Source organism: Streptomyces sp. NBC_00286 (genome assembly GCF_036173125.1).
In the GTDB taxonomy this organism is placed as follows: domain Bacteria; phylum Actinomycetota; class Actinomycetes; order Streptomycetales; family Streptomycetaceae; genus Streptomyces.
The window spans coordinates 1,584,535-1,610,781 of sequence record NZ_CP108054.1; the positions used below are offsets into that span (position 1 = coordinate 1,584,535).

24 protein-coding genes are annotated in these 26,247 nt (G+C 69.6%); 9 read left to right on the forward strand and 15 right to left on the reverse strand.

From position 1 onward, the window contains the following. Positions 1–155: 155 nt before the first annotated feature. From OHT21_RS07245 to OHT21_RS07260, 4 genes are all read right to left on the reverse strand, one after another. A complete protein-coding gene (locus tag OHT21_RS07245; RefSeq protein WP_328767422.1) occupies positions 156–569 on the reverse strand; it encodes a VOC family protein in 414 nt (137 codons plus the stop codon). Positions 570–771: 202 nt separating this feature from the next. Beyond that, the gene (locus OHT21_RS07250; protein WP_328767423.1) at positions 772–1,860 is read right to left on the reverse strand and encodes a DNA polymerase III subunit beta family protein; all 1,089 of its coding nucleotides are present in this window, start codon (positions 1,858–1,860) and stop codon (positions 772–774) included. 71 nt (positions 1,861–1,931) lie between these two features. After that, the gene (locus OHT21_RS07255) at positions 1,932–2,117 is read right to left on the reverse strand and encodes a DUF397 domain-containing protein (RefSeq protein ID WP_328767424.1); all 186 of its coding nucleotides are present in this window, start codon (positions 2,115–2,117) and stop codon (positions 1,932–1,934) included. Next, positions 2,114–2,971, reverse strand: coding sequence for a helix-turn-helix domain-containing protein (locus OHT21_RS07260; protein ID WP_328767425.1), 858 nt, complete (start codon positions 2,969–2,971; stop codon positions 2,114–2,116). The genes OHT21_RS07255 and OHT21_RS07260 overlap by 4 nt, the downstream gene beginning before the upstream one ends. A 160-nt stretch (positions 2,972–3,131) precedes the next feature. Here OHT21_RS07260 and OHT21_RS07265 point away from each other — a divergent pair, with 160 nt between their 5' ends. Both OHT21_RS07265 and OHT21_RS07270 read left to right on the forward strand, forming a co-directional pair. Further along, positions 3,132–3,569 (forward strand): ATP-binding protein, encoded by a 438-nt coding sequence (locus OHT21_RS07265; protein ID WP_328767426.1) that lies wholly within the window; start codon positions 3,132–3,134, stop codon positions 3,567–3,569. Between the two features lie 299 nt (positions 3,570–3,868). Next, positions 3,869–4,474, forward strand: coding sequence for a hypothetical protein (locus OHT21_RS07270; protein WP_328767427.1), 606 nt, complete (start codon positions 3,869–3,871; stop codon positions 4,472–4,474). A 555-nt stretch (positions 4,475–5,029) separates the two neighbouring features. Here OHT21_RS07270 and OHT21_RS07275 read toward each other — a convergent pair. Further along, positions 5,030–5,839 carry a YhjD/YihY/BrkB family envelope integrity protein gene (locus tag OHT21_RS07275; RefSeq protein WP_328773985.1) on the reverse strand — a complete coding sequence of 270 codons (810 nt, stop codon included), beginning with the start codon at positions 5,837–5,839 and terminating at the stop codon, positions 5,030–5,032. Between OHT21_RS07275 and OHT21_RS07280 the strand changes: the two genes are divergently transcribed. Beyond that, positions 5,771–6,019 carry a hypothetical protein gene (locus OHT21_RS07280; RefSeq protein ID WP_328774458.1) on the forward strand — a complete coding sequence of 83 codons (249 nt, stop codon included), beginning with the start codon at positions 5,771–5,773 and terminating at the stop codon, positions 6,017–6,019. The two genes, OHT21_RS07275 and OHT21_RS07280, sit on opposite strands and share 69 nt — an antisense overlap. A 290-nt stretch (positions 6,020–6,309) precedes the next feature. Next, positions 6,310–7,812 (forward strand): alginate lyase family protein, encoded by a 1,503-nt coding sequence (locus tag OHT21_RS07285; RefSeq protein ID WP_328773986.1) that lies wholly within the window; start codon positions 6,310–6,312, stop codon positions 7,810–7,812. Positions 7,813–8,140: 328 nt separating this feature from the next. Here OHT21_RS07285 and OHT21_RS07290 read toward each other — a convergent pair whose 3' ends face one another. Continuing rightward, positions 8,141–9,682 carry a sigma-70 family RNA polymerase sigma factor gene (locus OHT21_RS07290; protein WP_328767428.1) on the reverse strand — a complete coding sequence of 514 codons (1,542 nt, stop codon included), beginning with the start codon at positions 9,680–9,682 and terminating at the stop codon, positions 8,141–8,143. A gap of 655 nt (positions 9,683–10,337) precedes the next feature. On the opposite strand from OHT21_RS07290, the gene OHT21_RS07295 reads away from it, so the two are divergent. Then, a complete protein-coding gene (locus OHT21_RS07295; RefSeq protein WP_328767429.1) occupies positions 10,338–11,834 on the forward strand; it encodes a vanadium-dependent haloperoxidase in 1,497 nt (498 codons plus the stop codon). 14 nt (positions 11,835–11,848) lie between these two features. On the opposite strand, the gene OHT21_RS07300 is transcribed toward OHT21_RS07295, so the two are convergent. From OHT21_RS07300 to OHT21_RS07310, 3 genes are all read right to left on the reverse strand, one after another. Further along, positions 11,849–12,751 (reverse strand): cytochrome c biogenesis CcdA family protein, encoded by a 903-nt coding sequence (locus OHT21_RS07300; protein ID WP_328767430.1) that lies wholly within the window; start codon positions 12,749–12,751, stop codon positions 11,849–11,851. Positions 12,752–12,757: 6 nt separating this feature from the next. Continuing rightward, positions 12,758–13,324 carry a redoxin domain-containing protein gene (locus tag OHT21_RS07305; protein WP_328767431.1) on the reverse strand — a complete coding sequence of 189 codons (567 nt, stop codon included), beginning with the start codon at positions 13,322–13,324 and terminating at the stop codon, positions 12,758–12,760. Positions 13,325–13,562: 238 nt separating this feature from the next. After that, positions 13,563–14,513, reverse strand: coding sequence for an AraC family transcriptional regulator (locus OHT21_RS07310; RefSeq protein ID WP_328767432.1), 951 nt, complete (start codon positions 14,511–14,513; stop codon positions 13,563–13,565). Between the two features lie 70 nt (positions 14,514–14,583). Between OHT21_RS07310 and OHT21_RS07315 the strand changes: the two genes are divergently transcribed. Continuing rightward, the gene (locus OHT21_RS07315) at positions 14,584–15,282 is read left to right on the forward strand and encodes a class I SAM-dependent methyltransferase (RefSeq protein WP_328767433.1); all 699 of its coding nucleotides are present in this window, start codon (positions 14,584–14,586) and stop codon (positions 15,280–15,282) included. A gap of 29 nt (positions 15,283–15,311) precedes the next feature. Here OHT21_RS07315 and OHT21_RS07320 read toward each other — a convergent pair whose 3' ends face one another. Beyond that, on the reverse strand, positions 15,312–15,647 hold the full coding sequence (locus OHT21_RS07320; RefSeq protein WP_328767434.1) for a winged helix-turn-helix transcriptional regulator: 336 nt from the start codon (positions 15,645–15,647) through the stop codon (positions 15,312–15,314). A 65-nt stretch (positions 15,648–15,712) separates the two neighbouring features. Between OHT21_RS07320 and OHT21_RS07325 the strand changes: the two genes are divergently transcribed. Then, the gene (locus tag OHT21_RS07325) at positions 15,713–16,558 is read left to right on the forward strand and encodes an NmrA family NAD(P)-binding protein (RefSeq protein ID WP_328767435.1); all 846 of its coding nucleotides are present in this window, start codon (positions 15,713–15,715) and stop codon (positions 16,556–16,558) included. 137 nt (positions 16,559–16,695) lie between these two features. Here OHT21_RS07325 and wrbA read toward each other — a convergent pair whose 3' ends face one another. Both wrbA and OHT21_RS07335 read right to left on the reverse strand, forming a co-directional pair. After that, positions 16,696–17,331 (reverse strand): NAD(P)H:quinone oxidoreductase, encoded by a 636-nt coding sequence (gene wrbA / locus OHT21_RS07330; RefSeq protein ID WP_328767436.1) that lies wholly within the window; start codon positions 17,329–17,331, stop codon positions 16,696–16,698. A 56-nt stretch (positions 17,332–17,387) separates the two neighbouring features. Beyond that, entirely contained in the window at positions 17,388–18,887 is a 1,500-nt protein-coding gene (locus OHT21_RS07335; RefSeq protein ID WP_328767437.1) for an aldehyde dehydrogenase family protein, read from the reverse strand. A gap of 143 nt (positions 18,888–19,030) precedes the next feature. On the opposite strand from OHT21_RS07335, the gene OHT21_RS07340 reads away from it, so the two are divergent. Beyond that, positions 19,031–19,738 (forward strand): IclR family transcriptional regulator, encoded by a 708-nt coding sequence (locus OHT21_RS07340; RefSeq protein ID WP_328767438.1) that lies wholly within the window; start codon positions 19,031–19,033, stop codon positions 19,736–19,738. A gap of 118 nt (positions 19,739–19,856) precedes the next feature. Here OHT21_RS07340 and OHT21_RS07345 read toward each other — a convergent pair whose 3' ends face one another. The 3 genes from OHT21_RS07345 to OHT21_RS07355 all read right to left on the reverse strand — a co-directional run bounded on the left by OHT21_RS07345 (position 19,857) and on the right by OHT21_RS07355 (position 24,487). Beyond that, the gene (locus tag OHT21_RS07345; RefSeq protein WP_328767439.1) at positions 19,857–21,815 is read right to left on the reverse strand and encodes a primary-amine oxidase; all 1,959 of its coding nucleotides are present in this window, start codon (positions 21,813–21,815) and stop codon (positions 19,857–19,859) included. A 61-nt stretch (positions 21,816–21,876) separates the two neighbouring features. Then, positions 21,877–23,346, reverse strand: a complete 1,470-nt coding sequence (locus tag OHT21_RS07350; protein WP_328767440.1) for an APC family permease — start codon at positions 23,344–23,346, stop codon at positions 21,877–21,879. Between the two features lie 391 nt (positions 23,347–23,737). Continuing rightward, a complete protein-coding gene (locus OHT21_RS07355; RefSeq protein WP_328767441.1) occupies positions 23,738–24,487 on the reverse strand; it encodes an IclR family transcriptional regulator in 750 nt (249 codons plus the stop codon). A gap of 156 nt (positions 24,488–24,643) precedes the next feature. Here OHT21_RS07355 and OHT21_RS07360 point away from each other — a divergent pair, with 156 nt between their 5' ends. Next, complete coding sequence (locus OHT21_RS07360) at positions 24,644–26,236, forward strand: acetolactate synthase large subunit (protein ID WP_328767442.1); 1,593 nt, start codon at positions 24,644–24,646, stop codon at positions 26,234–26,236. The last annotated feature ends 11 nt before the right edge of the window (positions 26,237–26,247 follow it).

The window sequence follows — 26,247 nt, forward strand, 5'->3', positions numbered from 1 at the left end:
CGGGCACAGTATGGGTCGGTACGTTCGAGGCCCGCAATGGTGAAGGGCGTAGTCCGTTGGGCGCGGAGCGGAACGCCTACGACACGGGCCGGAATGCACAGGGCGCGGGGCGGAACCGGAGGAATCCGGTCCCGCCGCCCTGTTCCGTTCCGCGCTCAGCCCTGCTTCTCGCTGATGTTCACCATCCACGGGACGCCGAACCGGTCCGTACACATACCGAATACGTCGCCCCACATCTGCTTCTCCAGCGGCACGGACACCGAGCCACCGGCGGACAGCTTCTCCCAGTAGCCGCGCAGCTCGGCGTCGTCGTCGCCGGTCAGGGCCACCGAGAAGTTGTTGCCCGGCTTGTACTCCTCCCCCGGAGCGCCGTCGGCGCCCATCAGGGTGAGGCCGCTCGGGGTCTCCAGCATGCCGTGCATGATCTTGTCGGCGAGGGCCGCGTCCTCCTGCCCAAACTCGGCGTAAGTGTTCACCGACAACGTGCCGCCGAACACCTCCTTGTAGAACTCCAACGCCTGCCGGGCGTCGCCGTTGAAGCTGAGATACGGATTGAGCTTCGAGGCCATGAAAACCTCCCTGATCGGGGAAATCGGTCAGATGCGCGCAGACTAACGCGAGGCACTGACAACGGCCCGCCGACGGCGGCAGGGCTGGATGAAGCGGTGGTGACGACTGGGGCGCGTACGGGCATCGACGCTTGCGCGGCCGGGCCGCCCCGGAGATCCGAGGCGGCCCGGCCGCGATCAGCACCACGGAACGGCCACGCGATCAGTTCTCCAGGCGCACCGGCATCAGCATCGAGAACGTGTCCTCGGTGTCGGGACGGCGGATGGCCAACGGCGCTGTGGGGGCGCCGAACTCCAGGATCAGTTGGTCCCCGGCTCCGGCGGCGAGCGCGTCCAGCAAGAACTCGCGGTTGACGGCGACCTGGTCCTGGCCCTCGTCACCGTCCTCGCAGAGGGTCACCGCGCCGTCGTCGGTCACCTTGAGCACGCTCAGTTCACATGACACGTCATCCGGCTTGCGCACCTCGCTCGCACGGACGGGACCGGTCCGTACCGCCTCCTGGAAGGCCGGCACATCGACGAGGGCGCGGCGCCCGGTCGGCAGCTGGACGAGGCGACGGTAGTCAGGGAAGTCGTGATCAAGGCACTGCCCGGCCGCCTGACGACCCCCGTCCCCGGTCTCCAGCGTCACGCGATCACCGTCCACGGCGAGTTGGACGGCCTCTTCGCCACTCAGCAGCGCGCGCATCGCATCGGCTAGCGGGGCAGGCACGATGAGCTGCACGCGGCTACCGCCATGCCCGGCGAGACCCGCCCGCGCCACGGCCATCCGGTACCGGTCGGTGGCCACAACGTCGAGTACGTCACCCTCGATATCGAAGAGGACACCGCCGAGCATCGGAAGCTCCGGGTCGGTACTGGCAGCGAAACGGACCGCGTCCAACGCGGCGGCCAACTCAGCTGCGGAGACAGACAACTTGACGGTGGCGGTGCGAAGCGAAGTCATGGGGTTCTCCCTGTGATCGAGTAGCGCTCGGAGCGTGGAGAACTCACCGCGGGCATCGGACAGCCCCTGCTCAAGCCGACGCAGATGCCCCTGAAGGAGCGTGCGCACCAGGTCGGTGTCCGCACTGGACCACCCGGCCAGCACCAGCCGGATATCCGCCAGCGGCATACCCGCCCGGCGCAAGCGCGCCAGCAACCGCGCCTCTTCAAGCTGCTCGGGCCCATACCAGCGATACCCACTCACCGGATCCACCCAGGCGGGCACAAGCACACCGGCCCGGTCATAGAACCGCAGGGCACTCACGCCCAGTCCACTGTCCCGGGCCATCTCACCAATGCTGCGCATCTCGCTCTCCACACCCGGAACCCTGAGCCCTTCACAAGGTCGAGGGTCAACAGGCGGGCAGGCGACCTGTTTCAGGCCGTCGAGACAGACCCCACGAAGTGCGCCCATCCCTCACGCCCGACGGCGAAGTGAGCTCGCGCCGCGTCCTTGGAGTCCCGTACGTGGATGGCCTGTTCGGTGACAGCGACCTCTACGCAGTCGTCACCCTGGCTCCCGCTGTAACTGGACTTGAACCAGGCAAGTTCCGTCGTGCTCATAGCTCTCCTCGCAGTCGCTCCAACAGGCCCCGGGAGTCTTTGGGGTTGAGGGCCTGCGAGCGCAGTGTGTCATAGCGCTGCTGGAGGAGGCTCACCTCTTTCACGTCAGCGATCAAGCGCCCGTTCTGCTGTCCCTCGCAGTACGCGAACCGCCGCCCTTCGGCCGTCTCGGCGAGCCGCACAGGGCCATCCAGACACGAGTGCAACCCGCCTTCCAACGGCACGATTTGAAGCGTCACGTTGCGCGGAGCACTGTGCTCAAGCACGTGGTCCAACATGCCCCGCATCTGCTCCGCGTTCCCATACCGACGCCGAAAGACATGCTCCTCGACGATGAAACTGAAGGGGACGGTCGGCCGCTCGTACAGCATCCTCTGCCGCTCCGTCCTCACCGCGAGCAAAGCCTCCAGCCGCTCGTCCGAGACCACCGGAATCGTGCCCTCGAACACCGCCCGCGCGTACTCCTCCGACTGCAACAGCCCCGGCACCAGCCGGCACTCATACGTACACAAGCTGACCGCAATCCGCTCCAGCCGAGCCCACCGCCGGAACCACGCCGCCAGCCCCGCCTCCCCCCGCGTCAGGAATCTCGCCGACTTCCGCAACGCACCCGTGTTGCCCGTCGCCTCCTCCCCTCGCTCCACGAACGCCTCATCCGGCATCCGTCGCCCCAACTCCACGGATTCCACGGTGTGTTTGGAGAACCGGACCAGCCGCCCGAACTCGACCCGACTCAACCCGGCGTGCTCGCGCAGGGCCTGGACGACGGCTCCGAAGGTCCGCAGACTGTCGGAGGGGTCGGGCTCCCGCTCCCAGTCGGCGTCGTCAGTTGCTTCGGCGTTGTCGGTGGTCATACGCGGCTACCTCCAGGTGCGTTCGTGCGATGCCCCGCGATCGACGCACCCAGAGTGACGGAACGATCCGCGTACCGTCCACCGAATGTGCCCGTACGCTGACGCACCGTACGGGGCGCGCCACTGGCACACACCCCCGCCCGGCCGCCACCGTGGCCCCATGAACGCAACTACACCCCAACTGACCTCCCCCGTACGTACGTTCGTGCAGCTCCTGTCCTCCACCCGCCGCGGAGCCCGCCTCGCCCGGCTACTCGCCGTCGAAGAACTCCGCACCTGGCCCGTATCACCGACTGTCACCGAACGCGCCGAACAGATCGTCGCCGAGCTCGCTACCAACGCCGCGCTGCACGGACGCGTACAGGGCCGGGACTTCAGGCTCACCCTCACCTTGGACGAGGCGACAGGCGTCGTACGCATCGAGGCCACCGACACCCGCGGCGAGAAGCTGCCCGCGCCCCCTCCGGAACCCCAACCGGACGACGAATCCGGCCGCGGCCTGCTCCTGGTCGCCGCGCTGGCCGACCGCTGGGGCACAGAGCCGTATGCACCGAGCGGCAAGACCGTATGGGCCGAAGCGGGTTCCCGGCCCGGCTGAAGTCCTCGCGCCAGCAGGTCAGTTGGGGAGACTTCCCCGGTCCGCCAAGGGTGAGCGCTGCTATGTCGTGCGCGCAGCACCCTAACAGCGGACCCACCCCGCCGGGGCACGGGAGAACGCGGTGCTCCGTTGCCGTCCGGTGACATTCATTGCATATCTGCAGCAAGAGCGCAGAGCAACGGAAGTGCACCTTAATCAGTCTTACGAGACGTCATGACCGGAAGGTTCTTGGCGGGCCGCACGAGCGCGTCCCCTCTTTCCGCATCCGGTCGTCTCGACACACAACGCATGGGGGAATCATGAACGTCCGCATCCGCGGTACCCGGCTCGCGCTGGCCGCGCTGGCCACCGGGGCCGTACTCACCCTGACTGCCGCCCCGGCGATGGCTGCGGGCTCTCCCCGGTTCCTGGAACCGGGTGAGCTGCCGCCGCACCCGAAGTCGCCCTGGTACGCCGGTCCGGTCGTCGCCGGGCAGCCCGAGCACCCGCCGGTCTGCGTCGGGGAGTCGCTGCCGTCCATCTCCAGCCACCGTGAGTACTGGACCGAGTACGACACCAACGCGTTCCAGGTCACCGTGGTGGAGCGCAGTGAGCAGCGGGCCAAGGCGTTCGCCGCCCTGCTGCGCCAGAAGATCGCCGACTGTGCCGAGCGGCTCATGGAGGAGACTCCCGACCTCACGGCGACCGAGAAGAAGTACGGCAAAATCGACGTCGAGGAGGGCGCGACCGTCCACGGCCTGCACACCGTCTCCGACTGGGGCTCCTCCGACGTCAGCCTTTTCTCGGTGGGCCGGGACGGCAGGACCGTGACCTACGTCCGGTGGGCGCAGATGGGCACCTTCGAACATGCGCAGGTCGCGGACTTCAAGGCGACCACGGTGACGGCTGTCAACAAGCTCTACTGAGCCCTGCCCGAGCCGCCCGTCCTGCAGAGGCGGGACGGGCGGCTCCACCCGGCCGTCCCGAGCACCAACTGGGCGGAGACCGATTGCTTCCCACTGCCCATAGAGCGCCCAGGTGAGCTCACTCAGCCTGCTTCGCCCAGGCCCCGGGGTTTCCTGCTGGGGTGTTTGGCGCGGTGGGGTCCGGCGATGGTGCGGGTGTCGGCGTAGGTCCAGATGTCGGCGCGGCGGTACCAGCGCCGCAGGCGGCCGCTGGGGAGTTGCTCCTCTTCGACCGCGGCTGGGGCCAGCCGCGCGGCATGCGCTTGGGATGGTGGGCGATGCTGACGGGTGTGACGCCGAGGACGCGGGCGGCTTCTGCCAGGGTCAGTAGGTCGTCGGGGTTCCCGCTGCGGTCGACGTGGATCTCGCGTCGCTGGGAATTCGGCTCGGGTCTGCCGGACTTTCCCCGGACGCCGTTGGCGGAGCACTTCCGGAAGTGGGATGCGGGACAGTGAGGACCGTAGGCCCACGATCTTGGCGAGCCAACCGAATACCGCTCCTGCGTCGGCGTACGCCTCAGCGCTTCCGGGAGCGGGTGTGGGTGTGCGGGTGCGGAATGTGGTGTGGTTCGTGGAGGTACCAGTAGCGGCCGACCAGGGCGCCGCCGAAGACGACGAAGCCGACGCCTACCAGCCAGGACGTCACTATCAGGACGGTGCCGACCGCGCCGTACGAGACCGCGTTGCTGACGATGAGCGGGGAGAAGACCAGGGAGGAGAACACTCGCAGGCCGCCCAGGCCCGCCATCGTGGCGATGGCGCCAGGCAGGAGGGCGCGCCAGGGGACGCGTCCGCCCAGCAGGAAACGCTGGCCCCACCAGAAGAAGAGCACGCCTAGCAGCGAGGACAGTCCGATACGGGCCCATGTGCCCAGGGCTCCCGGGCCCAGGATGGTCGCGCTCTGCGCCACGGCGAAGAGGTAGGCCGTCAGCGCGGCGAGCCATGCCACGCGTCGCCATACGGTGTGCCAGCGTCCGGCCGCCAGGCCCCACACCTTCTCGTAACCGGTCTGGACGCTGCCCGCGAACGGTACGCCGAAGAGTGCGAGCAGCACCACGCTCAGAACGCTGGTCGTGCTCAGGACCCTGCCGGGTGCGGAGAAGAGGTCCTGTACGGCGTCGGAGGGGCGGCCGGACAGTCCCATGCCGTCCACGACCCAGGTGGCGAAGCCGTGCTCCTGGATGGGGGCGGCCGCCGCGACCACGATCAGCAGCGGGGCGATGGTCACCAGTCCCAGGGCCGCGAAGCCCATGGCCCGGTGCATGAGTTCCACTTCTCTGCCGCGCTGCCATACGCGCGTACTCCTGATGTGGAGGAAGCGGCCCAGTTCCCGCCTCCGGTGCCCACGGGTGCGTACAGGTTCTACGCGTTCTACGGGTTCCACGAATTCCGGTTCTGCGGGTTCTACGGGTACCGCGGGTTCTACGGGCTCGCCCGGCCGGTCATGCCCGCCGCTCCGTTCCTCGCCGGAAGGGCCGCCGCTCCGGCAGACCAGGCGCAGTGGTGACACGGCCCCGTAACGCATCCGTGGTCACCTCGTCCTGTTCCCTTGCACGGGCGTCTTGGCCCGTTCCCGCACCGTCGGGCCCGTGCAGCGCGAGTGGCTGATTCCAGCGTGCCCCGCCCGCTCCGGATGTGCGACCGGCCCCCGGGCACAGCGTTGCTCTCGTCCTCTCAGGTACGGCTTCGCACGGCCTGCCGGCGCGTAACGGGCGTCGAGTTTCTGTTATCGGCCGCCGCCCTCTCACGTCTCCTGTGCGTCCCCCCACCGCGACGACAAGGAATGCCCACGTGAACGTGACACCCCCCATCAGCCGCCGGAGCGTGCTGAAAGCCACGGGCACGGCAGTCGGGGCCGTCGCCATCGGTACGACCCTCGCCCCGACTCCCGCCGGCGCGGCGGGCGCCGCCGCCTTCGCTCACCCGGGCCTGCTGCACACCCGCGCCGACCTGGACCGTATGGCGGCCAAGGTGAAGGCGGGCGCCGAACCGTACACGGCCGGCTTCGCCAAGCTGACCGCCAACCGGCACGCGCAGAGCAGCTGGGTGGCCAACCCCCAGACCGTCGTGTACCGGGGGCAGAACAGCCCCAGTCCCCAGAACTACTGGATCCTCTACAGGGACATCCACGCCGCCTACCAGAACGCCCTGCGCTACCACGTCAGCGGCGACACCGCGTACGCCGACACCGCCGTGGCGATCCTCAACGCCTGGTCGGCGAAGCTGACGAGAATCGACGGCGACGCCGACCGGTTCCTGGCCGCCGGAATCTACGGCTATCAGGCCGCCAACGCCGCTGAACTCGTTCGCGACCACGACGACTTCGAACTCGAAAGATTCCAGAAGACGATGCTCGACGTCTTCTGCAAGGTGAGTCAGGCATTCATCGTCGACCACAACGGCACCTACCCCAAGCACTACTGGGCCAACTGGGACCTCTGCAATCTCGCCTGCGTGATGGCCACCGGCATCTTCTGCGACGACCGGGCCAGGTTCGAGCAGGCCGTCGAGTACTTCAAGAACGGCGATGGCCTGGCCGCGGTCAGGAACGCCATCCCGGTCGTGCACGACGACGGGCTCGCCGAGTGGCATGAGGCCGGGCGCGACCAGCCGCACTCGCTGATGGGCGTCGGGCTGATGGCCACCGTCTGCGAGATGGCCTGGAACCAGGGCATCGACCTGTACGGCTACGACGACAACCGCTTCCTCAAGGGCGCTCAGTACGTGGCCAAGTGGAGCCTGGGGGGTGATGTGCCGTACACGCCCAGCACCCGCGAGAGGGGCTCGATGGTCCGCCGGTCGGTGCCCGAGACCACTTCACAGGTGGCCCCCGCCGACCCGGCCATGACGCGGCCGGTCTGGGCCATGATCGCCAACCACTACACCAAGCGGCGGGGACTGTCCGCCACGTACGTCACCCAGGCCGCCGCCAAGGTCGCGCCCGAAGGCGGGGGTGGGGACTACGGATGGAACAGCGGAGGATTCGACCAATTGGGTTTCGGCACACTGGCGTTCACGCGGGACAGGGCCGCGGATACGGCGGCTTCGCCCGGGTCGGCTGCGGCTGACTCCGGCGGGGCGGGCGAGGGGTCGGGCCCCGGTGCCGGCTCGGGCTCCGGTGCGTCCCCGCAGGGTGGGACGCCGTCCACGTCCGCCTCCCCGGCGGCGGATGGTGATCTCGCCGCGACCGGGTCCGACGACATAGTCGGCTGGACCGCCGCGGCGGGTGTCACGGCGATCGCCGGCGGACTGCTGTTCCTGCGCCGCCGCGACCGGATACGGCGCGACGGCAGGCAGTAGTCGGCCGACCGGGTCCCAGCGCCACGCAGTAGTCGGCCGACCCGGTCCCAGCGCCACGCAGTAGTCGGCCGACCCGGTCCCAGCGCCACGCAGTAGTCGGCCGACCCGGTCCCAGCGCCACGCAGTAGTCGGCCGACCCGGTCCCAGCGCCACGCAGTAGTCGGCCGACCCGGTCCCAGCGCCACGCAGTAGTCGGCCGACCCGGTCCCAGCGCCACGCAGTAGTCGGCCGACCAGGCCCGGTGGCCCCACTGCCCGCGGCCGGGCAGGCGGCACCGGCTGCCCGGCCGTACGCAGTAACCGGTCGCTGTAACCGGTCGCTGCGCGTGTCAGCCCCGGGGACCGACTACGAGGAAGGAGCGGCTGGCTCGGTATGCGGCGGTGTTCTCGGCGGGGTCGAGCCAGAGTTGGAGGTTGTCCCGGTGGCGAAGGTAGCGGCCTGGGTAGTTGTACGACTCCAGGGAGAGTGACCCGGTGGCGGTACCGGAGCGGGGGCAGAAGGTGGCGTCCTTCTGGAAGAGGGCGGATCCGTCGTGGGTGTCCACCTTGATGCGGAAGGCGTAGTGCCGCAGGTATCGGCCCTTGGCGTCCCTGAGTGAGTAGCAGTCCGGGTCGGCGAGACCGGGGACGAACCTGAAAGTGGCGTTCTGTCGGGTGACTGTGGAGCTGGTGGAGCCGACCGGAGTCAGGACACCGAAGCGGGCGGCGGCCTGGCTGACGTAGTGGCCGGGGACGTCGACCGACCGCAGGGCATGGCGCCCCGACAACCGCGCGGCGGCCGATGGAGTCGGGGTGGGCGAGGCCTGCGCCGCAGGTGAGGCGGACACGCTCGGGGCCGACGGGGCAGGAGGGGACTGCGGGGCCGCTGCGGCGGGTCGCGGGGCCGGCTCGTCCGATCGCGTGCCCGCGTACCAGGCCACCGCTGCGGCCGTGACCACCACCGCACCCGCGGTCGCCGCAGCCACCGGCTTGGCAGTCAGCTTGCCGAGGTGGCGCGCCACCCGCCCGGCGCCGCCCGCCGCCTCCGCGCCCGCGCCGGCCGTCGCCCCGCTCGAGCCTGCCGTCAGCGCCTTGGTCAGCACCAGCCCGGTCAGGCCGATCGGTACGGGCACCAGTGCGAAGCCGCCCAGCAGCCTCTGCGCAGGTATCAGGTCGGAGCCACGGGACAGGCACTGCGGGCAGTCGCGGACGTGACGTGCCAGCCGCTTGCGCCACAGTGCGGCCGGCCGCCCGTCCCACGAGGTGAGCGTGGCCGCCAGTTCCGGGCAGCGTGGCGCGGCGGCCACGGCCCGTACCACGGCGCGGGCGGTCTCCAGCCGTTCCTTGATCCGTTGGACGCGCACCGCGGCATGCTGGGGGGTGAGGCCGCAGGCCGCCGCCAATTCGCCGCGGGTCAGTTCACCGCCGGCCTCCATCCACCACAGCGCGAGCACCTCGCGTTCCTCGTCCTCCAGCCAGCGGGTCGCCTCCACCACTTCGCGACGCTGGCCCGACAGCGTCAGCCGGAGGATCGCCAGGTCGGCGAAGTCGGCCTGCGGATCCGCCTCATGGACGGTCTCCTCCAGTGGTGCCGCGACCGGCCGGCTCTGCCGGCTGCGCCACCGGTCGCGGACCTGCCGTACAGCGATCGCGACCAGCCACGAGCGGAACCGGTCCGGTCGTTCCAACCCGGGCAACCCGTTCAGGACGCGCAGCATCGTCTCCTGGACCACATCGTCGACGTCGCTGTGTCCGTCCAACGCTCGCCCGACGATGTTGTAGACCAGCGGCAGACTGTCCCGTACCAGCTGCTCCGAAGCCTGCCGGTCCCCGGCCCGCGCAGCCACGACGACAGCCACGTCCGGCCGCTGCTGCACGTCCTGCGAAGCCACCCGTCCCCCTGTCTCATCGCCGCGCCGATGTGTCCAGGGGCGACAGTGTGCCAGGAGCGAAGCCGGGGGACTCCCGTGGGTCGCACATGCGGTTGCCCCCTGGCCGCAGGAAGAAGCACATCGAGCCGACGTCTTCGCCGGTTCCTCCGCCCTTCGGGCTGCCGCCCGCCGGGTGTGGACCCAGACCCGCCCCCAGGACACCCGGAACCTGACCGACCTCGCCCTGGCGCAGGACCCCGTCTCCGCCGACAACCTGGCGGGCTGAACTCCCCACCCGCGACATCCCCGACCGCATACGGGCCTTCCGCCGGATCATCGTGGTGCACGACGGCCAGGGCGAACCGCTGGACACGAGCCCCGGGGGACGCGCGAAACGCCGGACGCTCGACCGCTACTTCCACGAGTGCGGCACCACCACCGTGGACGGCGCGCGCGTCACCGTCCACGTGCGCGGCGAGGCGCCTTGCTCCTGGTTCACCGCCCGCCTACGGCCGCCATCACCCGCGCCCGTTCCGATACGGAGGCGGAAGTTCACACTACAAATGTGCAAATTCCCTTGATTACTCGTTCCCCCGGAACAGCCCTGCGCGCCCGGACGTCTTATGAGTCAAGAGTGCACACACGCACAACTCACGGGGAATACGGGGGTATTCGCATGAGTGATCGTCGCTTTGCCGCGCGCGATGCGCGGATCCGGGCCGCCGAGGCCGAGTTCCAGCGCCACGTACCGGTCCACACCGCCAACGGGGAAGAGACGGACCACCCGTTCGTCGCCACCTACTCCAAGGCGTTACCGCACAACAAGTACGGAGAGGTCGACCCGGCCGCCTACCACCTGCTGCGCCGGGCACTGGCCACCGGCAGCTTCGAGGACTTCGAGCGGATCCCGCTCGGGGACACCCGCAAGCTGACCAACCCGCAGTCCGGACTGGCCTTCGACCCTGAGGGCCCGGACGCCCAGGCCCTGACCATGCCTCCCGCGCCGCGTATCGACAGCGCGCAGAACTCCGCCGAGGCGGTCGAGCTGTACTGGATGGCACTGTGCCGCGAGGTGCTGTTCACCCGGTTCGGCGACAGCGAACTGGTCGCCGAGGCGGCCACCGAGCTGAGCGGCCTGTCGGACTTCCAGGCACCCAAGCAGAACGGGCAGGTCACGCCGCAGACCATCTTCCGCGGCGACACCCGCGGCGACCTGGCCGGGCCGTACGTCTCGCAGTTCCTGCTCAAGGACATCCCGTACGGCACGCTGCTGATCCCGCAGCGGCAGGACACGCTGGTCCGCCCGGTCGACCACCTGACCACCTGGGGCGACTGGCTGGAGGTGCAGAACGGCTCCGAACCCGAGCCGGACGAGCGGGACTTCACGACGCGGCGGTACATCCAGACGCCGCGCGATCTGGCCCACTATGTGCACTTCGACGCGCTGTACGAGGCGTACCTCAACGCCGCCCTCATCCTGCTGGGCCTGAACGCGCCGCCGGACGCGGGCAACCCGTACAACTTCTCCCGCAACCAGATCGGTTTCGGGACGTACGGCGGCCCGCACATCCTCTCGCTGGTGACCGAGGTGGCCACGCGGGCCCTGAAGGCGGTGTGGTTCCAGAAGTGGTACGTGCACCGGCGGCTGCGGCCGGAGGAGTTCGGCGGCCGGGTGCACCAGCAACTGCGCGGGCAGCGCGAGTACCCGATCGACGGCGAGGTGCTCGACTCCGTCGCCGTCAAGCGGGTCTTCGAGAAGTACGGCAGCTACCTGCTTCCGCAGGCGTTCCCGGAGGGCAGCCCGACGCACCCCTCCTACGGCTCCGGACACGCCACGGTGGCGGGAGCGTGCGTGACCATCCTCAAGGCGTGGTTCGACGAGTCGTACGTCCTGCCCGACCCGGTGGTGCCGAGCACCGACGGCACCGCGCTGGAGCCGTACACCGGCCTGGACGCCGACCGGCTCACCGTCGGCGGTGAACTCAACAAGGTCGCCGCCAACATCGCCACCGGCCGCAACATGGCCGGCGTGCACTGGCGTACCGACTACACCGAGGCGGTCCGGCTGGGCGAGGAGATCGCCATCGGCGTACTGCGCGAGGCCAAGGAGTCGACGCTGGAGAACGCCGTCTTCACCCTCAGCCGCTTCGACGGGACGACGATGACCGTCTGATCTCGGCCCCCAATTCAGGGGCTGGGGCTGGGCGTTGACCGCGCACCGGTGTCCGTACCGGGTGACCGGCGGGCCCCTCGGGCCCGCCGGAAGCGGATGAGCGCCACGGCGGTGATGAGCAGCGCAGCGAGGACGAGAGCGATCACGGCGGGGCCGGCGGCGTCCAGTGGCTCGGCGATGCCGCGCTGGACGGCTCCGGCCGCGTCGATGACCGGGTCCTGGAGGGTGGGGTCGCGCTGAAGGCGGATCTCGTACGAGCCGTAGTACGCGACGTACGCGCCCACGCAAAGGAGCAGCGCGCCGCCGAGCCGTGGCGCGATCGCGCCGAAGCGGCGCAGGCGGGTGACGGCGGTGGCGCGGGTGAGGGCGACGGTCAGTGAGGCCGCCCCGACGATGAGGCCCATGCCGGCGGCGTACGCGGCGAACAGGGCGACGCCCTCGCCGGTCGAGCCGCTACGGAAGGCGGAGACGACGATGGCGAGGAACGGGGCGATGGTGCAGCCGAGAGAGGCGGTCGCGTACGCCATGCCGAAGAGCGCCATCGAAGGGAGGGAGCGGGTGACGGTCGGTGCGCGGCGCAACTTGGGGGCCAGGGTGGGCAGTTGACGCCCGGCGAGCAACCAGGCACCGGCCACCGCCATGAGCAGCCCGAAGACGATGGTGAACCAGGGCAGATGCTCCTGCACCTGTCCCGCGACGGGCTGGACGGCCAGGCCGAACACGCCGAAGAGCGCGGCGAATCCGACCGTCATCGCGGCGGTGGCGGTCAGGGCGCGGCCGACTGCGACCGTACGGCTCGGAGAGTCGTCGCCGAGGACGAGCAGCGACAGGTAGGCGGGGAGCAGGGCGAAGCCGCAGGGGTTGACGGCGGCGAGCATGCCCGCGGTCAGGGCGAGGGCCAGCGGCAGATCGGACATGACGGTTCAGCCGACGAGCGGGCTGAGCTTGTCGGCGAGGCCCTTGCCGGCCGGGAGGCTGCCGGTGAAGACGGTCTTGCCGTCCTTGTCGAGGATCACGTAGACGCTCTGCTGGGTGATCTCGAACTTCTTCCAGATGTCTCCGGCCTCGTCGGCCAGGTTCGGGAAGGAGCCGACCTCGGTGTCGGCGACGAAGTCCTTCATGGCCTTGGTCTTGTCGAGCCCGGCCACCCCGAGCACATGCGCCTGACCTTCGAACTGTTCGGCGACCTTGGCGGTTTCGGGCCCCTGAGCCTTACAGGTGGGACACCACGGAGCCCAGAACCACAGCACCGTGGGCTTGCCCGCCAGCGAGGCCGCGTCGAACGGTTTACCGTCCACGGTCGTGCCCTTGAACCGCAGCGCCTCCGGGACGGACTCGGTGCCGGATCCGTCCTGCGCCGGCGCGGAGGACCCGGATGCCGGACCCTCCTCCGCGGCACTGCCGGAGGAGGCGGACTTCTCCGAACCGCAGCCAACAAGGGTGAGCGCGGCGGCAGCCAGCAGGCCGGGAAGGATCAGGCGGGCACGCATGAACGGACAACTCCTGATGGCAGGCTCGGGACCGGGGTCGGCTGAACTGTAGGCCGGACGGCGGGCGATATGGGCCGGGGCGGGTGCTTACGGTTCGGTGACATCGGCCTGCTTGGCCGGCGAGCCGATCTGGGGCAGGGTCGGTGACACGACCCCGGGCCAGGCAGTGGTCCACAGCGCGGCCGGTCCACGGCGGGCGACAACGCCGCCCTGGCCGCCGCCCATCCGCGCGCCCTCTTCAGCGCTGCGGCCTGCTTCCGGGATCGGCGCCGCCGGCTCGCCGCCACTGTGCGGGGCTCGTTCCGTGCACCTTGCCGAAGGTGCGGGCGAAGTAGCCGGCGTCCGGGAAGCCCGCTCGCCTGCCTATCTCGCTGATCGGCAGGTCGGTAGCGGCAAGCAGGCGCCGGGCTTGCACCATGCGCCGCTCGGTAATCCACTCCTGCACGGTGCGTCCGGTCCGTCGGCGTACCGTCGAGGTGAGGTGGCCCGGAGAGATGCTGACTGTGGCGGCCACGTCGCGCAGTGACAGCGGTTGTGGGTAGCGCCGCTCGATGACCTCGAACACCTCGGCCAGCAGTGGTTCCCGATTCTCGCGCAGGTCACCCACGACGTCGGCGGCAAGCCGGGACACCCCGACCAGCAGCAGCGTCAGGTGGGCCAGCGCGGCTTCCCGGTAGCCGTCCCGGCGTTGCGCCAGCTCGTCGTGCAGGGCCTGGATCCGGGCGGCCCACTCGGGCCGTTCCGGTTCGGGCACCCGCACCCGAAGGGCGCCGATCGCTCCGCCGCGGACGAACGGGAACAGCAAGGGGTGGGTGCGCCAGGCCAGGTGGGCGCCGGGGACGTCCGGGCCCAGCGCGTCGGCGGTGAAGAAGACTCCCCAGCCGTGGGCCTGGGCCAGGTCGCTGGCGTGGACTTGGCCCATCACGTCGCCGGGCGCGATGACGAACAGGTCACCGGCCTCGATCTGCCAGACCCGCCTGCCGGTGCGCAGCAGCCCGCCGGCGGTCTGGAAGTACGCCAGGCCGGGGAAGTCGTGCGCATGCTCCTCGAAGCTGTCAGTGCTCTGCCAGCCGGTGCTCTCCCAGCCGTGCTCCAGCCGCCAGGTCGCCACGGGCAACTCGCCGGGTGCCGGCAACAACGAGTAGGTCGCCGGCCGCTCCCGGCTGGGCGCCTTACGCACGGTCCTCACCGTCAAATCGTCCCATTGAAGCCACGGATCGGTACAGGTCCGCAGCTTCAGACGCGGCCAGACTGATGGTATGACCGAAAAACTGTCTCAGACGCGTACCGAGCGGGAGTACATCCCGGGCTTGGGCAAGCACTTCCTGACGCCGCTGTACGACGTGGCGCATCACGTGTTCGGGCTGCGCCCGATCCACCAGGAGATGATCACGCTGGCAGAGCTGCGGGACGGCCACCAGGTGCTGGACGTCGGCTGCGGCACCGGGAACCTGCTGCGGGCGACCGGTCGGCGGCACCGGAACGTGGACCTCGTCGGGCTTGACCCTGATCCGAAGGCATTGGCCCGCGCCGGGCGCAAGGCGCGGCGGGCCGGCCTCACCGTACGGTTGGACCGCGGGTTCGCCCAGGAACTGCCCTATGACGACGGCTCGTTCGACCGAGTCTTCTCCAGCCTGATGCTGCACCACCTGGACAGCACGTCGAAGGACGCGCTGCTGGCCGAAGTGCGCCGGGTGCTACGGCCCGACGGGCTGCTGGTCCTGGCCGACGCGGTGCTCGACGAGCACGGGCACGACCACCGGCACGGCCGAGGGCGCCGTCAGACCGGTATGCGCGGCCGGATGCGCGAACAACTGCGCGACAACGCCGCCGACGCCGTGTCGCAACGGATAGCCGAAGCCGGCTTCACCGTGGAGCCGACCCGCACCATGGCACTGCGGATCGGCGGACGAGTCGGCATCGAACTGGCCCACCCAAGCGGGTCGGCCCAGAAATAGCCCTGGTCCAGACGGCCGGCAAGCGTACGTCAGACGGTGACGTCAGCCGCCGGATCCGGCACCGCCATGGCCCAGTTCCCCATGGCGTCCAGGACGTCGCGCAGCCCCTCGCCGAGAGGGGTGAGCGCGTACTCGACGCGCGGCGGGATCTCCGCGTAGATCGTGCGGGTCACGATGCCGTGCCGTTCGAACTGGCGCAGTCGGCTGGTCAGGGTGTGCGGGCTGATGCCGGGCAGGGCCTGGCGCAGTTCGGTGAAGCGGTGGGGGCCGTGCAGCAGTTCGCGCACGATCAGGGTGGCCCACGGGCCGTTGAGCAGCGTGAGGAAGCGGGCGACGCCGCACTCGGGGAGACAGGGATCGGTCACAATTTTTGACCGTACCCCATTAGTGCAGTTGAAGTAACTGGTGCATCGCATGCACTAATGGCGCCATGACCTACGTGATTCATGGCGCCACCGGCGCCCAGGGTGCCCCCGTCGTCGCCGCTCTCGCCGCCGCGGGTAAGTCCGTGACCGCTCTGACCCGCAACGCCGACGCCGTCGTGGACGGCGCACGGCACGTCGTAGCCGCCGGCTACGGCTCCGCCGCGGAACTGACCGAGGCGTACCGCGGCGCCGACGGGGTGTTCGTCCACCTGCCGGTGGTCTCCGAAGAGGACCGCCAGGCCTACGCCCGCAACATCGTCACCGCCGTGAGCGCGGCCCGCCCGGCCCGCGTGGTGTTCTCCACCAGCGGCGCCCCGATCGCCCCCGAAACCGGCGGCGCGGCCGCAGCACTGGCCAGCGGCCTGGCGGACACCGGGGTCTCCCACGCGGTGATCACGCCCACGTTCTACCTGGAGAACCTGCTCATGCCGTACGTCCTCGACGCGGTCCGCGAGCGAGGCGTGCTGCCCTACCCGCTCCGTGCCGACTTCCCCGCCGCCTGGGCGTCGCACCTGGACATCGCCGACGTCGTCGTCGCTCTCTGCGACCGCCCGGACATCACCGGCGTGGTCTCCGTCGGCCAGGACCCGGCGATCACCGGACCGGACCTGGCCATGGCGTTCGGCGCCCACTTCGGCAAGGACGTGGTCTTCGAGCAGCTCACCCCCGAGCAGTTCCGCAACTCCGTCGCACCCCTGATCGGCGAGGACCCCGCCGCCGATGTCGCCGCAGCCTACGCGGCCATGAGCACGCTTCCGGGCCGCCCGATCACACCCGAGAACTCCGCCCAGAAACTGCTCGGCATCACCCCCCGCACCACCGGTCAGTGGCTGACCGACATCGGCCTCTGACCGCAACTACCGTCGGCTTCGGCCGAGTTCATCAGTGAGGGCTTGGCAAGCCGCCGTACTCGGTGGGCGGCCTGCCAAGCCCCTCAAGCAGAGCCGACCGCCCGCGCCGGACAACAGCCTCGACTCTGCCGGCCCGCTCAGCCCTGTGCGACGGAGGCCTGCGCCCGGTCCGCCGCGAGCAGCGTCGCGAACCGCGCCAACCGGGCTCCCTGGAAACGGGCGCAGTCCAGCGTGACCTCGTTCGGGGCCGTCGAGGGGAATCCTGCGGGCCACGAGGTCCCGTAGGGGTTTCCTCCGGCGGCGTAGACGATGTCGTCCGTGTAGCCGAGAGGGACGATGACCGCGCCCCAGTGGTAGAAGACGTTGTTCAGCGACAGGATCGTCGACTCCTGGCCGCCGTGCTGCTCGGCCGAGGAGACGAAGGTCGTCACCGGCTTGTCCGCCAGCTTCCCCTCCCGCCAGAGACCTCCGGCGGTGTCGATGAACTGCTTCAGCTGCGCCGCCGGAGCGCCGTAACGCGTCGGTGTGCCGAAGGCGTATCCGTCGGCCCACTCCAGGTCGGCGAGTTCGACCACCTCTACGGTCGATTCCGTCTCCTGCCGATGCGCGGCCCAGTCCGGATTTGCTGCTATCGCCTCGGCGGGAGCGAGTTCGGCGACCCTGCGGAGCCGTACTTCGGCGCCCGCGGATTCAGCTCCTTCGGCCACTGCCTTCGCCAGCCGGTGCACGGACCCCGTAGCGCTGTAGTAGACGACCAACACGTGTGCTGACACGGAAATCCCCTTCCGAGGGATGATGCTCGATCAGGAAGTAGGCGACTGACGCCAGTTCACTTGTCGGGTGTGTACGAGAGGACGGCGGTGACCGTCTTCTCCTCGGTGTTCGCTTCGATACCGGCCCAGCCGAGTTCCCGCCCCTGACCGCTGAGCTTGGAACCGCCCCACGGCAGGCGGGGGTCGAGGGGCGCCCAGCCGTTGATCGCGACCGCCCCGGCCTTCACGCGGCGAGCGACCACATGCGCCCTGTTCACGTCGGACGTCCACAGGGTGGCGGCCAGTGCGTAATCACTGTCGTTGGCCATCGCGACCGCCTCGGCCTCCGAGTCGAACGCGATGATCGCACCGACGGGCCCGAAGATCTCCCGCCGGGCGATCGTCATGGTGTTGTCCACGTCGGCGAACAGTGTCGGCTCGATGAAGAACCCCTTGCCGTCGGGTCGGCCGCCCCCGGCGACCAGACGGGCGCCGTCGTCGATCCCCGACGCGACGTACTGGGAAACCCGCTCCAACTGCCGTGCGTTGATCAACGCGCCCATCGTGGTGCCTTCGTCGAACGGGTCGCCGACCTTGATGTCGCGGGCGCGCGCCACCAGACGTTCGACGAACTCGTCGTAGACGGAACGAGCGACCAGGATGCGGCTGCCCGCGGCACACACCTCGCCCTGATTGGCGAAGATGCCGACCGCCACTCCCATCGCGGCTTCGTCCAGATCGGCGTCCCCGAAAACGATCTGGGGGCTCTTGCCGCCGAGTTCCAGGGTCGTACGCCGGAATCCCTTCGCGGCCGCCATGGCCACCTTGTATCCCGTCTCGGGGCTTCCGGTGAACGAGATCTTGTCCACCCCCGGGTGATCGATGAGCGCCTGGCCCGTCACGGCTCCGAGCCCCGGAAGCACACTGAACGCCCCGGCCGGGAAGCCGGCTTCCTCGATCAGCGACGCGAGGAGAAGCGAGGTGAGGGGCGCGTCCTCCGGGGGCTTCAGGACGACGGCGCACCCAGCGGCGAGCGCGGGCGCGATCTTCCACGATCCGATCATGGTCGGCGAGTTCCAGGGCGTGATGGCCGCGACGACTCCGACCGGCTCGCGCACGGTGTAGCTGTGCGTGGGCCGGCCCATGTACGAGGACGTCGGGACGGAGCGGCCCTCGACCTTGTCGGCCCAGCCTGCGAAGTACCGGAAGGCCCCGATCGCCTGCGGCAGGTCGATGGCCCGCGGCTCGAAGCCGGGCTTGCCGATGTCCAGCGACTCCAGCGTCGCGAACTCCTCACTCCGGGCCTCGATGAGATCGGCCAGACGGTGCAGCAGGAGCGCCCTGGCGCTTCCGTCCGTTCTCCCCCACTCACCCTCGTCCAGAGCGGACCGCGCGTGGGATACCGCCTCGTCTACTTCCCGGACCCCGGCGGCGGCCACGATGGTGAGCCGGCGTTCGGTCACCGGGTCGATCACGTCGAAGGTGTCGTTGCTCTGACCGCTGCCCCATCGCCCGGCGAAGTAGGGCTCCGTCGGAACGGTGCTGACCAGCTGTTCGGCTTCTGCGCGTGCTAGCATGAGTACGATTACCGTTCTCTATGGACGATATTCGAAACCATAGGGATGAGGGTGACGCCGGGTCAAGGGGTCGGCGCCATACGACCGTTCTGACCGGCGTGACATGATGTGCGGCACGGTTTGGCAGGAGGCGAGAGAAGATCGTGGCGGCGACCGGCGGGGAAACGTCCCTGACTCTTGACCGTGGGCTGACGGTGCTGTCATTGCTCGCGAGGAACGCCGACGGTCTCACGGCGGCAGAGCTCGCCGACCGGCTGAGCATCGCCCGGGCGGCCGTCTACCGTCTTCTGCGCACGCTGGAGGCGCACAGCCTCGTCGCCCGTATCGGCACGCGCTACATCCTCGGGTTCGGCGTGGCCGAACTGGCCGGCCAACTCAAACCACGGCTGCAGGCCACCGTCCTGCCGATTCTGCGACGGCTCAGCGAACAGACCAACAGCACGGCGCTGTTGAGCGTCGCGGACGGCGATCAGGCCCTGATCCTGCTGACGGCGGAGCCGCCGAACTCCACGATGCACCTCGCCATGCGGGAAGGCGCCCGGCACGCCCTGACCATCGGCGCGGACGGCATCGCCATCCTCGCCGGCCGGCCGGAGAGCGACGAGGACACCGACGACGTCCGCGAGGCCCGTCGTCGCGGCTACGCCGTCAGCGTGGGCTCGATCCAGGAAGGTGCGATCGGTATCGCGGCCCCCATCCGGGTCTCGGACTGGTCGACCGCGAGCCTCGGAGTGGTGCAGCTCGGCCTCAAGCTCGTCGACGACCAGGTTCCCCACCTGGTGACGGAGGCCGCCGGGACGGCCGCGACCCAGTTGGTCGGCGCGGCCGGCCCCGAAGCAGTCAGTCGATAGCGCCCCACGCCAGGGCGTCACCCCGGCGGGACGGCCGGAAGCCCACGCCGGTACGTCGCCGCTGCGGGACAGCCGGAAACCCGCACGCGTCCGGTGTACGAGTACGGGCCCGGCAAGGTCACTCGCCGTGCCGGTCGCCCTGCTGCGGTGCGGAGTGACAGCTCTTCGTGCCATGCCCGGCCGGGGGCGGCACGTCCAGCGAGGGGTTGCGGTCGAAGAATCCGACCGGCTTCAGCGCGAACCCGACGTACTCGCACGGCATGATGGGCCAGTCCTCGGGCCGGGGCAGATGCGAGGTGCCGAAGGTGTGCCAGAGCACCACGTCCGTGTCGGCCAGATCGCGCCCCTGCTCGATCCACCGGCCGATCCCGTCCCCCGGGTGCTGGTTCGGGTAGTCGCCGGCCGCGTGCTGTTCGTCCGGGCTGTACCGGGTCACCCACAGATGCGCCCGCGCGAACTCGGCGCGTCGTGCCAGATCGCTTTCGGGAGCGGCGAGCAGGGTCGGGCCGGCGAAGGGGACCAGCTTGTAGGCGACGGGTTCGTCGAAGCGGTTGCGCACACCGGGATTGGTGATCTTCCAAGTGCGAGCGGTCAGCGGGTCGCACATCCGGCGGCCGTCACGTTCGTTGGTGATTTCCGTGCGGCGGGCGACGATCGCGTTTCCGTACGGGTTGTCCGGCCCCATCGGCAGACCCACCGCGTCGACCTCCACGACCGTGTTGCGCGGCCCGTCGACTTCCATGTCCAGTCGCATATTGAACAGGTGCTGGTGGTTCGGTGCGTCCAACTGGGGCGCCACGAGCGTTCCGTAGGCGGGTTTCTCGCCGGGAGCCACGGCCCGCGTCTGGACGATTCCGGTCAGCTTGGCTTCGAACTGGATCGTCCCGTCGAGGTAGAAATACCAGAAGAAGCCGTACTCGTAGTTGCCGATCGTGTGGATCGACGACACGACCAGACGCCTGGAACGCCTGACCTCCGCCTTCTCGACGTAGCGGAAGTCCCAGTGCTTCCAGAGGATTCCGTAGTCCTCCTCGTGCAGACAGATGGCGTTGGTGATGGTGTGCGGGGTGCCCGACTCGTCGGAGAGTACGGCGTCGAGGTACCGGATCTCCCCGAGGCAGTCGCATCCGAGACTGAGCGAACCGACGGTCTTTCCCAGGCTGTACTCGCCCGCGTCGAAGACGTTCCGGAAGTAGAAGTCGTCGCTGGTGTCACCGTAGGGCACCACCATCTCGCTGATGCCGGCCCGGTGCACGATCGAGCGCCGACGGCCCTCGTCCAGGTAGGAGACATCGCTGATGACGAGGCCCTCCACCACGTCGATGTGGGCGTGCAGCCGCCATCGCTGCCACTCGATGACATTGCCGGACACCGTGAAGGAGGGTCCTTCGGGCTGGGTGATCTCGATGGGGCGGAGGTCGTCGCGCAGCGGTCCCACGCTGCCCGGGTCGTAGTTCCCGCTCTCCGGCGGAAGCGGGAGCGGATCCCCCTCCGAGATGGCCACCACCGAACGGGCGTCGCAGTCGACGACGAAGACGAGGTTCCCTACGGGCCTGGCGTAGCCGTTGTCCTCGGTGAAGTGCCGTACGTACGCGGTCGAGCGGATCACGCGTCGTCGCGCGTCCACACCCTCGATCGGCAGGGTGCCGGTGGACCAGGGGTCGAACTGCACCTGCGAGAGATCGTCGACTCCGTGCCGTGCCAGGGCCTCCACCGCTGCCGGGTCGTTCTTGATGATCTCGTCGAGCGCCATCAACTCGTCGATCATGATGGGCGGTTGCATGCCCGGGAGGTGCTTGAAGGAGACCAGGCTGTCGTCGGTGAGATCGACCCGGGCCTCGAACATGGCACTGGCCTCGGGGTCGTAGACGACGAGGAAGGCCACGCGGGGGATCGGGCGCGAGGGATCGTACGCGCGCACCTGCTCCTTGTCCGGGAGGTCCAGCCGCACCAGGGGGAATTTCATCGCCCCCCGCTGAGGGTGACCGGCACGCACCACACCGACGGCCTTCTCTATTTCCTCGGCGGTCAGCGGATCGTACGGGTGTGCCGGGGTGGTGGTCGTGGTGGTGGTCACTGCCTTTCCTCCTGATGGCCTGGGCGGTGAAGGGGGAGGTGGGTGGTGGTCCGGGTTGGCGTCAAAGGGGGGTCACTTCGCTGGTGTCTTCCGCCGCCTGGTCCGGCACGGGTTCTTCCGTACGGGACGACCGGCCGAGCGCGAAGAAGGACCAGACCGCGCCCAGTACCACCCACACGAGCAGAGCCCAGGGAACGGTGTTGAGAGGGCTGGCCGCCTGGTAGACCGCGCCGAACACGGCGCCGGCGGCCACTGCTACACCGGTGCTTCCGGCGATGAGCAGTTTGGTGCGGCTGACATGGTTCCAGAGGCCCTTCACGCCGGCGGCACCGACGACGAGATACATGATCGCCATGCCTGTTCCGCCGAAGCCGGCCATCCAGCCGAACGCCGACGCCCATTGCGGCTGACCGGTCCCCTGGCCGAACATCCGGTCGCCCCCCACGCGCACACCGACGATGGCTACACACGAAACAGCGCCCATCAGTACGGCGCCCCATACAGGAGTACGGAACCGGTGGTGCAGAACCGCCAGCTTCGAGGGCAGCCGACCACTGCGGGCCATCGAGAGCATGCCTCGAGTCGATGCGACGCCGACTCCGATCGCCACCGCGAGGATGTCGAGAATGATCAGGACCGCCAGGAAGTTTCCGAACGCGGCAGACCCGAACTCCCCACCGTACGAGAGCGTTTCCAGCGGGAAGACACTGTTCTTCCACGCCTCCGCGTCGAGGCCGAAACCCATGACCTGTGCGTAGGCCACCACCACGTAATAGACCCCGACGATGCCCAGCGACAGCATGACCGCCCGCGGCACATGGCGCTTGGGGTCCGAGGTCTCCTCAGCGAGATTGGCCGCCGACTCGAACCCGATGAACATGTTGATGCCGTACAGAACGCCGAAGAGAAGATTCAGACTCCCCACGGCGAAGGGATTGAAGGGTTCGACGGACCAGCTTTCGCCGTTCTGGCCGCCGCGGAAGATGATGACCAGCGAGAAAGCAAGGACGACGACCATGGCGCTCAGGGCGAGGATAAGTTGCGCCCGGATCGAAACGTTGACGCCCACCACGAGAATCGTGAAGGCGACGGCGGCGTATCCCAGGGACAGCGGCCACCACGGCACGTCCACGGACAGGGCGCTCTTGAGCCATGCCTGTGTCAGTCCGCCGAGGACGAGGAACGTCGCGGCTCCCAGAACCATCATGGCTCCGTAGTAGAGCCATCCGGTGATCACACCGATGCGCGGTCCGGCGGTGTCACTCACATATTCGTAGAGAGAACCGCACAGATGGATGCGCTTCGCGTACTGGGCGATAATCCATCCCACGCCGCACATGCCGATGCCCGCGATGATGATCGCGACCGGCGTGGCGACACCGGCACCGCGTCCCGTGGCCGACAGACCGACGATTAGGGGCAGGAGGGCCGCGACCGAGAAGACCGGTCCCATGAAGCCGAGCGATTGAGTGAGGACGCCGATCAGTGACAGGCGGCCTTGGGCCAGGGTGGTGCGATCAGGGCTTGTCATCCCGATCAGCCTCCAGTTTCACCACTGTGCGATATTCGTACACGCTGTACGTTTGTTGAGAGCACATCGTGTTGTGGCTCGTGGCGGGTGTCAAGGCCCACCGGACACAAATGCGACCGCCCCCGCCGAAGTGCTTCGGCGGGGGCGGGGGTTGACCGGGAGAAATGCGGAATGGGCGGCTCTAAGCAGGTCGGGCAAAGTCTGCTGCGGTTCGGTGGCGCCCTGAAGGGGCGCGGGGCTGCATCAATGTGCGGCTCCGCCGCGATGGGGGTCCCCCCGCTCGAGCGAAGCCGAGAGTGGGGGAGCGACCAGCCACGACGGCGCCGCAGACGACCGACGTCCCGTCACCGCCCCGCGGCGGAGCCGCAAATCGGCACAGCCAGCGGAGCGCTCAGCGCGGGCCCAGCAGGAACGCTCGGGCCGCTCGCGCGGCCGAGACCACTTCCGGTGTCGCCTCGTCGACGCGGTCCTGTCGGTGCGAGACGAACATGACGCAGGCGTCCAGTACGTCTCCGTCGCGGGCCAGCGGAGCGGCGACCGCGTGGGCTCCCGGTTCCACCGCGCCATGGCTGGTGACCCAGCCCCTGCGGCGGGCCTCACGGACGGCGTCCGAGTCGTCGTCAGCGGGCGCTCGTCCGGCGCGGATCGCACACGGTGCGGCCCCCCGGTCCAGCGGCTGGCGAGAGCCCTTGCGGTAGGCGAGGTGGTAGTCGGCGTCCTCGGGAACGGCCGTTGCCACGGCGACGACACAGTCCGGTTCCGGGAAGAACAGGATCGCCGTACCGCCGTACCGGTCCGCGAGCTGTTGCAGCAGTGGCTGGATGAACTCCGCGAGGGTGGGCCGCGAAGTGCCCGCGAGCGTGTGCAGTTCTCCCCCGGGTACGTACGCGCCGTCCGCGCTCTTCGCCAGGAATCCCTCCGCGGCCAGCGTGCCGGCGAGGCGGTGCACGACGGTTCGGTGCAGCCCCGTCCGGGCGGCGATCTCGGCGACCGTCAGGCCACGGGGCTGGTGAGCTACGGCCCGCAGGACGGCCAGGCCTCTGACGAGCGTCTGCGACGGCGGCTGACTGGGGCGCTTCGCCTTCTCCTCGCGCTCGCCACTGGCCCCGTTCCCCGTGTCGTTCGCGGCCTCTGCCGGCACGCCGCCTACCACCTTCCGACCACCTTCCGGGTTCCGCCCACGCGTTCAGCGTATGGCACGGGTCTGTTGCCCCCGGGGGTTGACGCCGGAGTCGTCCCATGCCGATGCTGTGCACTATACGCACGGACGGTGCGCATAGTGCACGGAGGAATGTCCATGACCCACGCCACCACCGTCTGGCAGGCGAACCGGTCCGGCGGACTGACCGGGGCCGAGGGCCTGATCGAGACCTCGCTCGCCGCCGGAGTGGACGTCTGCTTCGCCAATCCGGGGACCACGGAGATGCCCCTGGTCGCCGCGTTGGACTCGGTTCCCGGCACCCGCGCGGTGCTCGGGCTCTTCGAGGGTGTCTGCACCGGAGCGGCCGACGGCTACGCCCGGATCGCCGGCCGGCCGGCGATGACGCTGCTGCATCTGGGCCCCGGTTTCGCCAACGGCATCGCGAACCTGCACAACGCACGACGGGCCCACTCCCCCGTCTTCAACGTCATTGGGGATCACGCCAGTTGGCATCTCGCCTTTGACGCTCCCCTGACCTCGGACATCGTCTCCCTCGCGACCCCGGTCTCCGGCTGGGTCGGCACCGCCGCCTCCGGGGCGGGCCTGGCGCAGCTCACCGCCCGCGCCGTCGCGGCCGCCACCGCCGCACCCGGCTGCGGGGCCACGCTCATCGCCCCGGCCGACTTCCAGCAGGAAGTGCTCAACGCCCCCGTGGACGTCGAGTTGCCCCGGCCCCGGAACAGGCCGGAAGTGGCGGCGGACGTCATCGACGCGATCGCCAAGCGGCTGCGTGCCGGCGAGCGGGCTGTCCTCCTGCTGGGCGGTGCGGCGCTCGACGAGCGCGGCCAAAGGGCGGCGGCCCGGATCGCCTCCGCCACCGGGGCCGTCCTGTACAGCGAGACCTTCCCGGCCGCCGCCGAGCGCGGCGGCGGCCTTCCCGACCTGGACCGGCTCCCGTACTTCCCGGAGAAGGCGATCGAGGCCCTCGCCGGGGCTCAACTGGTCGTGCTGGCCGGTGCGTTGGAGCCGGTGTCGTACTTCGGCTACGAAGGCGTTCCCAGCCTGCTGGCTCCGCCAGGCACCGCGGAGGTACTGAGCACTCCGGGAGAGGACGGCGCACTCGCGCTCGAAGTTCTCGCGGATGCGCTCGGTGCTCCCGAACCGGCCCCACAGCCGCCCCGCCCGTACGACGAAGGACTCCCGGACGGAGCGCTCACGCCGCAGGCGGTCGGCCGGATCGTGTCGGCGATGCTGCCCGAACACGCCATCGTCTCGGTCGAGGGCGGCACCTGCGGCTACCCCTTCTTCACCGCGTCGTCCCGCGCCGCCCGCCACACCGCACTGACCAACACCGGCGGAGCCATCGGCCAGGGCCTGCCCGCCGCTGCCGGCGCCGCGATCGCCGCACCCGGCCGCAAGGTCGTCGCCCTGCAGTCCGACGGAAGCGCTCAGTACACCATCCAGTCGCTGTGGACGATGGCCCGCGAGCAGCTGCCCGTCGTCACCCTCATCGCCTCCAACCGCGCCTACAACGTGCTGCGCACCGAGCTCGGCCGGCACGGACAGAGCAGTCCGGGCCCGAACGCGACGGCGCTCACCAGCCTGGACGGACCGGCCTTCGACTGGCCCGCGCTGGCCCGCGGTTACGGCGTGCCCGGCACCCGAGTGGAGACGGGCGAGGCACTTCGGCGCGAACTCGGCCGCGCGCTCGCCGCCGACGGCCCTCAGCTCATCGAGATGGCCCTGTGAGAGGAGCCACC

Bases quoted from the DNA above. Each gene is read 5' to 3' on its own strand.
- OHT21_RS07245 (WP_328767422.1), bottom strand. From the start codon at position 569: ATGGCCTCGAAGCTCAATCCGTATCTCAGCTTCAACGGCGACGCCCGG.
- OHT21_RS07250 (WP_328767423.1), bottom strand. From the start codon at position 1,860: ATGCGCAGCATTGGTGAGATGGCCCGGGACAGTGGACTGGGCGTGAGT.
- OHT21_RS07255 (WP_328767424.1), bottom strand. From the start codon at position 2,117: ATGAGCACGACGGAACTTGCCTGGTTCAAGTCCAGTTACAGCGGGAGC.
- OHT21_RS07260 (WP_328767425.1), bottom strand. From the start codon at position 2,971: ATGACCACCGACAACGCCGAAGCAACTGACGACGCCGACTGGGAGCGG.
- OHT21_RS07265 (WP_328767426.1), top strand. From the start codon at position 3,132: ATGAACGCAACTACACCCCAACTGACCTCCCCCGTACGTACGTTCGTG.
- OHT21_RS07270 (WP_328767427.1), top strand. From the start codon at position 3,869: ATGAACGTCCGCATCCGCGGTACCCGGCTCGCGCTGGCCGCGCTGGCC.
- OHT21_RS07295 (WP_328767429.1), top strand. From the start codon at position 10,338: ATGAGTGATCGTCGCTTTGCCGCGCGCGATGCGCGGATCCGGGCCGCC.
- OHT21_RS07300 (WP_328767430.1), bottom strand. From the start codon at position 12,751: ATGTCCGATCTGCCGCTGGCCCTCGCCCTGACCGCGGGCATGCTCGCC.
- OHT21_RS07305 (WP_328767431.1), bottom strand. From the start codon at position 13,324: ATGCGTGCCCGCCTGATCCTTCCCGGCCTGCTGGCTGCCGCCGCGCTC.
- OHT21_RS07315 (WP_328767433.1), top strand. From the start codon at position 14,584: ATGACCGAAAAACTGTCTCAGACGCGTACCGAGCGGGAGTACATCCCG.
- OHT21_RS07325 (WP_328767435.1), top strand. From the start codon at position 15,713: ATGACCTACGTGATTCATGGCGCCACCGGCGCCCAGGGTGCCCCCGTC.
- OHT21_RS07335 (WP_328767437.1), bottom strand. From the start codon at position 18,887: ATGCTAGCACGCGCAGAAGCCGAACAGCTGGTCAGCACCGTTCCGACG.
- OHT21_RS07350 (WP_328767440.1), bottom strand. From the start codon at position 23,346: ATGACAAGCCCTGATCGCACCACCCTGGCCCAAGGCCGCCTGTCACTG.
- OHT21_RS07360 (WP_328767442.1), top strand. From the start codon at position 24,644: ATGACCCACGCCACCACCGTCTGGCAGGCGAACCGGTCCGGCGGACTG.